Source organism: Cyanobium sp. ATX 6E8 (genome assembly GCF_024346335.1).
Classification (GTDB): domain Bacteria; phylum Cyanobacteriota; class Cyanobacteriia; order PCC-6307; family Cyanobiaceae; genus Cyanobium_A.
Map to the genome: position 1 here is coordinate 176,835 of NZ_JAGQCT010000004.1, position 6,487 is coordinate 183,321.

The 6,487-nt window shown below is 68.8% G+C and carries 9 protein-coding genes and 1 pseudogene; 4 read left to right on the top strand and 6 right to left on the bottom strand.

The genetic code is table 11. The annotated features are described in order from the left end of the window. The first annotated feature begins 37 nt into the window (after positions 1–37). Positions 38–721 carry a pseudouridine synthase gene (locus tag KBY70_RS05815; RefSeq protein WP_254987757.1) on the top strand — a complete coding sequence of 228 codons (684 nt, stop codon included), beginning with the start codon at positions 38–40 and terminating at the stop codon, positions 719–721. A 6-nt stretch (positions 722–727) separates the two neighbouring features. Here KBY70_RS05815 and KBY70_RS05820 read toward each other — a convergent pair whose 3' ends face one another. The 4 genes from KBY70_RS05820 to KBY70_RS05835 all read right to left on the bottom strand — a co-directional run bounded on the left by KBY70_RS05820 (position 728) and on the right by KBY70_RS05835 (position 3,225). After that, the gene (locus KBY70_RS05820; protein WP_094560942.1) at positions 728–943 is read right to left on the bottom strand and encodes a hypothetical protein; all 216 of its coding nucleotides are present in this window, start codon (positions 941–943) and stop codon (positions 728–730) included. A 51-nt stretch (positions 944–994) separates the two neighbouring features. After that, entirely contained in the window at positions 995–1,957 is a 963-nt protein-coding gene (locus KBY70_RS05825; RefSeq protein WP_094560940.1) for an NAD(P)H-binding protein, read from the bottom strand. A gap of 78 nt (positions 1,958–2,035) precedes the next feature. Next, positions 2,036–2,137: a cytochrome b6-f complex subunit PetM gene (petM, locus tag KBY70_RS05830; protein ID WP_094560938.1), complete on the bottom strand. Its 102-nt coding sequence runs from the start codon at positions 2,135–2,137 to the stop codon at positions 2,036–2,038. A 23-nt stretch (positions 2,138–2,160) separates the two neighbouring features. After that, entirely contained in the window at positions 2,161–3,225 is a 1,065-nt protein-coding gene (locus tag KBY70_RS05835) for a N2,N2-dimethylguanosine tRNA methyltransferase (RefSeq protein WP_254987751.1), read from the bottom strand. A gap of 113 nt (positions 3,226–3,338) precedes the next feature. Here KBY70_RS05835 and KBY70_RS05840 point away from each other — a divergent pair, with 113 nt between their 5' ends. Together KBY70_RS05840 and ilvN are read left to right on the top strand one after the other, a co-directional pair. Then, positions 3,339–4,319, top strand: coding sequence for an alpha/beta fold hydrolase (locus tag KBY70_RS05840; protein ID WP_369802044.1), 981 nt, complete (start codon positions 3,339–3,341; stop codon positions 4,317–4,319). A gap of 36 nt (positions 4,320–4,355) precedes the next feature. Beyond that, positions 4,356–4,886 (top strand): acetolactate synthase small subunit, encoded by a 531-nt coding sequence (gene ilvN / locus KBY70_RS05845; RefSeq protein WP_094560934.1) that lies wholly within the window; start codon positions 4,356–4,358, stop codon positions 4,884–4,886. Here the strand turns inward: ilvN and KBY70_RS05850 are convergent. Then, on the bottom strand, positions 4,883–5,596 hold the full coding sequence (locus KBY70_RS05850) for a peptidylprolyl isomerase (RefSeq protein ID WP_094560932.1): 714 nt from the start codon (positions 5,594–5,596) through the stop codon (positions 4,883–4,885). The two genes, ilvN and KBY70_RS05850, sit on opposite strands and share 4 nt — an antisense overlap. Continuing rightward, a complete protein-coding gene (locus tag KBY70_RS05855) occupies positions 5,596–6,144 on the bottom strand; it encodes a photosystem I assembly protein Ycf4 (protein ID WP_094560930.1) in 549 nt (182 codons plus the stop codon). The genes KBY70_RS05850 and KBY70_RS05855 overlap by 1 nt, the downstream gene beginning before the upstream one ends. Positions 6,145–6,337: 193 nt before the next feature. Between KBY70_RS05855 and KBY70_RS05860 the strand changes: the two are divergent. Further along, a pseudogene (locus tag KBY70_RS05860) lies at positions 6,338–6,487 on the top strand (photosystem II D2 protein (photosystem q(a) protein)); the annotation flags it as partial.

Consider the following 6,487-nt stretch of genomic DNA (forward strand, 5'->3'; position numbering starts at 1 on the left):
CCAGGCCAGTTGAGGCCAGGCTCCTCATCAGCCTCCCCTGACCACCCTTCTCTTCCACAAGCCCTACGGGGTGCTGAGCCAGTTCACTCCCGAACCGGGCAGCCACTGGGAGTGCCTGGCGACCTTCATCAAGGTGCCTGGGGTGTACGCCGCCGGCCGACTTGATGCCGACAGCGAGGGGCTGCTGTTGCTCACCAGCAACGGCCGGCTGCAGCAGCGCCTCACCGATCCCAGCTGCGGCCATTGGCGCCGCTACTGGGCCCAAGTGGAAGGGCAGGCAGCCAACCAGCCCCAAGCGATGGAGCAGTTGCGCAGCGGCGTGCTGATCCAGGGCCAACGCACCATGCCGGCACGCGCCCAGGTGATCGCCGATCCAGCCCTGCCCGAGCGCACCCCCCCGATCCGTCAGCGCGCCGCCATTCCCACCAGCTGGATCGAGCTGGAGCTGCGGGAGGGTCGCAATCGCCAGGTGCGACGCATGACCGCCGCCGTAGGCCTGCCCACCCTGCGGCTGCTGCGGGTGGCCATCGACCTGATGGATGGGGACGCCCCGCTCGACCTTGCGGGCCTGGCCCCGGGTGAATGGCGCGAGGTGACGGCAATGGAAGCGGCCCGCCTGGAGCAGCTGCTGCAGCACCGAGCAGGCGTGGGCTGGAGCTCACCCGGACGGGGCGGCCGGGCGGGGGGCGGGAAATCCGGCCGAGCCGGGGGAGGCGGATAGGGCGGCTTAGCCGACCACATCCTTGAGTTCGCGCACGGTCTGCAACTGACCGTAGTAGTAATTCGCCCGAGCACGACGGTCGCCATCCTCGAGGGTGTCGAAGGCATCGAAACCCAGGGCCTGCCAGAGCTCGTGGCCGCAGGCTCGGTTGAGCTCTTCAATCGCCTCGGCTTCAAGGTTCGCCAGACGGCGCTGCAGGTTTTTGATCTGGGCAACCGACATGCACGCATCCGAGCGACAGCCCAATAGTACAGGCGCACTGGCGCCCGAGCTTCAGAAGGGCAGCTTCTTCTTGGCTTCCTTGTCGAGATCCGATTCCATCTCCCGCAGGCGCCGGAGAATCGTGTCGTAGTACTCCTTGAGATAGGCCTCCAGGCCTGTGGTTTCGGCTGGGTCGAGACCAAACGCCTCGTAGCTGGCCTGCATCGGTGCGTCGAGGGCCGTACCGCCGCCGGTCACCGCCTCAAAGGCCAGCCGCTCGGCCACATTCAAACTGGCTTCGAAGAAGCCGGTCACCGACCGCATCAGGCCGAGCAGGGCCGGTGGCACGCGGAACGTGCGGGCCTCCTTGCCGGTGAAGCGCTCACACAACTGGGTGATTTCGCTGGTGGTCCAGGCGCGCAGACCCACCACCGGAAAGGCCTGACGCACGGTCTGGGGATGCTCCAGGGCAGCCACGGCAAAGCGGGCCATGTCCTGGGTGTTCATGTAGGCGATGGGGGTGGGCGAACCACTCACCCACACCGTCTGGCTTTCCAGCACGGGAATGGCGAACTGGCTGATCACGCCCTGCATGAAGGCCACGCCACGCAGGATCGTGTAGTCGAAATCAGAGGCCATCAACCAGTCTTCTGTGCAGGCCTTGATGTCCATCAGGGGCACATCACGGTGTTGATGCGCATCCAGCAGCGACACAAACACGACCCGCTTCACACCGGCGGTCTGGCAGGCCGCAAACAGGTTCTGTTTACCTCTCCAGTCGATGTCGTAAGAGCTACCGGAATCGGTCGCCCGGGCGGTGGCCGCGTCGATCACCGCGTCCTGCCCTTCGAGGGCATAGGCCAGGCTCTCGGGCTCCAGCAGGTCGCCGCGGGTGAGCTCACAACCCCACTCCTGCAGGAAGGACGCCTTGCGGGGCGAGCGCACCATGCAGCGCACCTGGTGGCCGGCGTCGAGGGCTCGGCGGGCGACCTGACGCCCCAGAGTGCCCGTCCCGCCAACCACCAGAACCTGCATCGCCAACGCTCAAGCGGGCCTGAGCCTAGGCGTCGGCTGGGTCGAGCCGGGAGCAGAGGCCGCTTCGACAGGCAGTCGTCAGTCTTTGTCGGCCAATTTCAGCAACAGGGCACCACCGGCGAGCCCCACGGGAATCAGCACCCAGAACAGGGCTGCGGTGCCGAAGATTTCAGAGGCCATGGGCCGGTGGGCGAAAGGCCCTCCTATTTAGCAGCGCCAGCGGCCGGGGCGTCCAACCGCTGGGCAATCTGCAGGATCACGCTCCAGGGCGCGTCGCTGCGCAGCTGAGCCGGCATCACGCCGCTGGCCAGCGCCACCCAGCCCTCGGCCTGCAAGGCGGCCACTAGGGCCGCCAAGGGCGGCGGGCCGCAACTGAGCCGGCGGGCGATCTCAGCGGTTGGCCAGCAGACGGGCGGTACCCCTGGATCGGCCGCCAGCTGGCCCAGCAAGCGGGCACCCGCAGCGCCGAGGCTGCCGGGCAGGGTGTCGCCGAGGCTGGCCATCGCTGCCAGCAGCGCCGGATCCTGCAGCGGGCCGATCCAGAGGGGCCCACTGATCGCTAGGGGCTGGGCAACCCTGGGCTGGGCCTGGCTTGCGGGGCAGAGACAGGGCAGCCACTGGCGCAGCCGCAGCAACGGCTGCACCTCCTGGGCGCCGCAACCATGGCAGTGGGCCAGCAGGCCGAGCTGCTGCTCCTCACCGCATCCAGCTCGGCGCCGCAACCGCACCGCGGTGCGAAACGTGCGTCCCTCACTGAAGCTGAACAGGGGCTCCACCCCACACCCCATCGCCCAGGCTGCCCGCGCCACCGTGCCGAGCTGCAGACGCAGGGCCAGCTCCCAGCTGGCCGGATGGGCACGGGCCGCTGCCCCCAGCAACCGGATTGCGGCCGGCCGGTCGTGGCCGGTGGGGGAGCGGCCGTCGGTGCTGGCCAGATAGAGCACGCCGTCGAAGGCCACCGCCTCCAGGGCCAGCGGCAGCAGGGCCGTGGGGCAGCCGAAGCCATCGAGATCCACCAGCTCGAAGCGCTCCTGGCGTTGCAGGCACTCCGCCAGCAGGTGCTGGGCCGTGCGGGCGCTGCAGCGCAAACCCTTCAGGCCCGCGAGATTGCGCTCCAGCAGGGGCAGCCGATCGGGATCAGCGTCGTTGGCCCACACCGCCTCGGCTCCCCCCTCCAGCCCATAACGCAGGGCGCGGATGCCACAGCCAGCCATGGCATCGAGCACCCGCAGCGGGCCGCGGGCCGCCAGGGAGGCCGCCAGCAGCACCCCCAGATCGCGGGAGGGGCGCGACTCCGGCCGGAAAAAGCCGCTGCCGGGCTCCAGCCGGGCCCGCCCTTCGCAATAGTGATCGTCGGTGTGTGCTGTCAGGAGATCCCGAGGTGGCGGTCACAATCCAGCCTGCACCCCCAGCTCCGGCCGATGGGGCCGCTGGCAACGACACCGATTGGGGCGTCCATGCCGAGTGGCTCTGGCGCGGGCAGCGCTGCCACTGGCGGGCGCTGGGGGATGCAGCGGCGCCGGCCCTGGTGCTGGTGCATGGTTTTGCCGCCGGCAGCGGCCACTGGCGTCGCAACGCGGCGGTGCTCGCCGCCGCGGGCTGGCGCGTTTACGGGCTGGATCTGATCGGCTTCGGGGCTTCCAGTCAGCCGGCCCTGCGCCTCGACAACCGCCTCTGGGCCCGGCAGCTGCAGGCCTTCCTCGAGCAGGTGGTGCAGGGGCCGGCGGTGCTGGTGGGCCACTCCCTCGGGGGCCTGGTGACCCTCAGCTGCGCCGTGTTGTTCCCCCGCTGGGTGCGGGCCGTGGTGGCCGCCCCCCTGCCGGACCCCACCTTGATGCTGACCAGCCGGGGTAGACCCCCCCGCCGGCCACCGTGGTGGCGGCGGCTGCAGCGCTGGCTGGTGACCCTGCTCTGCCGGTTGCTGCCGCTGGAGCTGCTGGTGCCGCTGCTGGCCCACTCGCCCCTGCTGGACCTGGGCATCCAGTCGGCCTACAACACGCCCGTGATCGGCGACCGCGACCTGCACCGGGTGATCGCCAGGCCGGCCAGGCGCCCCGGCGCCGTTCGCGCCCTCAGGGCCATGAGCATCGCCATGGCGCTACGCCCCCATGCCGCCACCGCGCCAGCTCTGCTGCAACGGCTCCAGCAGCCGCTGCTGCTGATCTGGGGCCAGCGCGATCGGCTGGTGCCGGTGCAGGTGGCCCAGCAGGTGCAACGGTTGCGTCCGGATCTGCCCCTGGTGTTGCTGGATGGCAGTGGCCACTGCCCCCACGACGAACAGGCCGAGGCCTTCAACGGCGCCCTGCTCGCCTGGCTGGAGCAGCTGCCGGCGACCGGCCCCATTCCCAGCCCCGGGCGGTAATTTGGGGCAAAGCCACCGCAGCGGGTTCCTCAGGCGATGAAACACACCCTCTCGGTGTTGGTGGAAGACGAATCCGGGGCCCTGAGCCGAATTTCCGGCCTGTTCGCCCGCCGGAGCTTCAACATCGAGAGCCTGGCGGTGGGGCCGGCCGAGCAGGCCGGCATCTCCCGGCTGACGATGGTGGTGGAGGGCGACGACCACACCCTCGAGCAGATGACCAAGCAGCTCGACAAGCTGGTCAACGTGCTCGGGGTGATCGACCTCTCGCGCATTCCCGCCGTGGAGCGCGAACTGATGCTGCTCAAGGTGTCGGCCCCGGCCGAAACCCGCAGCGCCATCCTCGATTTGGTGCAGGTGTTCCGAGCCAATGTCGTGGACGTGGCCGATGACGCCCTGACCCTGGAGGTGGTGGGAGATCCGGGCAAGCTGGTGGCCCTCGAACAGGTGATGGAGAGCTACGGGATCCTCGAGATCGCCCGCACCGGCAAGGTGGCCCTGGAGCGGGCCTCCGGGGTCAACACCGCCTTCCTGAAGGTGACGGCCTCCAACAAACGGGTGCCGGCCTAGGGCTTGCCCTGCACCAGGGTGCCGCCTTCCACCACCGTGGCCTTGACGATCTTGTCCCCCTGGCGGATCTGGTCGATCACCTCCATCCCCTTGCTCACCCGGCCAAACACGGCATAGCGGCCATCGAGCTCAGGCAGAGCCTGCAGAGCCACATAGAACTGAGCACTGGCGGAATTGGGATCGGCGGAGCGGGCCATGGCCACCGCCCCGCGCTGGTGGGCCAGGGCTAGTTGCCGGGTCACCCCCGGCGCCGTCACCGGTTCGCCGTAACGGGGCTCGGGCTCATCGCTGCGCTTGATCTCCAAAGGGATCAGGCGGGCTTCACCGCTGACGGGATCCACATAGCTGCCCAGGCCGTACTGGCTGGCTGGCACCTTCGGATCAGCACTGCCGGGATCCCCTCCCTGCACCACAAACGGCACCGGCTCGCGCACCACCCGGTGGAACACCGTGCCGTTGTACACGCCCCGTTTGACGAGATCGACAAAATTGCCGGCGGTCAGCGGCGCCGCGGCGCCCTCGAGCTGGAGCTGCACCTCGCCCTTGCTGGTTTGCAGGGCCACGGTGGCCGAACCACTCAGGCAGGGGGTACTCGCAGCACTGCAACCCAGCTGACGGCTGCTGCTATCGGCGGCGCAAGCCACCAGAGTGAACGGCGCCAGCAGCAACAGCCCGCCCAGCACCAGGCGGCTCAACCAGATCCGAGCCATCAGACGCCCTCCAGGGGAACACCCAGAAAGCGGGCCAACTGGGCGCCGGAGAGCTCCAGGTCGGCCAGGGGCATCGGCTCGCCGACCCGGGTGAGGGGCATGTCGCGGCGTCCCTGCACCTTCAGCGCCAGGCGGCGGCGGGGATTGAGACCATCGCGCACCTCCACCTTCACCGCCTGGATATCACGCAGGGGGATGTCCACTGTGATCATCTGGCGGAAGCCGCGACGGCTGATCGTGGCCGTGCCGGCCTGCCGGTCAAAGCGGTTGCTGCCGGCTCCCACATCGATGCCGATCACGGCCCAGAGATAGGCGCATAGGGCCATGGCCGCCAGGCCATACAGCCCCATCACCAGCCCCTGGGGCAACCAGGCCAGCTCAGCCGGGTGGCCGATCGGCAGCAGGTCGGTGCCCAGATAGCTGGACGCACTGGTGAGCAGGAAGCCGAGGCCGCCGGTGGTCACCACCACGGCCACCAACACGTTGGAGAGCCGCCGCGACCCCAGCACCGGCAGCTCGAGCAACTCGATCGCGGGGGAGGAGACCATGGGAACGCACAAACAATGGCTGTCATCCTGACCGGTCGCAGCGCCTGGATGCAACGCCGGCACGGATCCCGAAATCCCAGCCAGAGCGGCCCATGTCAGCCCGTATCAAACGGCCTCGCGATCCCCTTCAACATTGTTACCATTGCTCGGTAATCCCTCAGCTTCCGCGGGTTTTCCGCTCCGTTTCATCACCATGACGATCGCTGTAGGGCGCATGCCGCAGCGGGGATGGTTCGACATCCTCGATGACTGGCTCAAGCGCGACCGCTTCGTATTTGTGGGTTGGTCGGGTCTGCTCCTGTTCCCCACCGCCTATCTGGCACTGGGTGGCTGGCTGACCGGC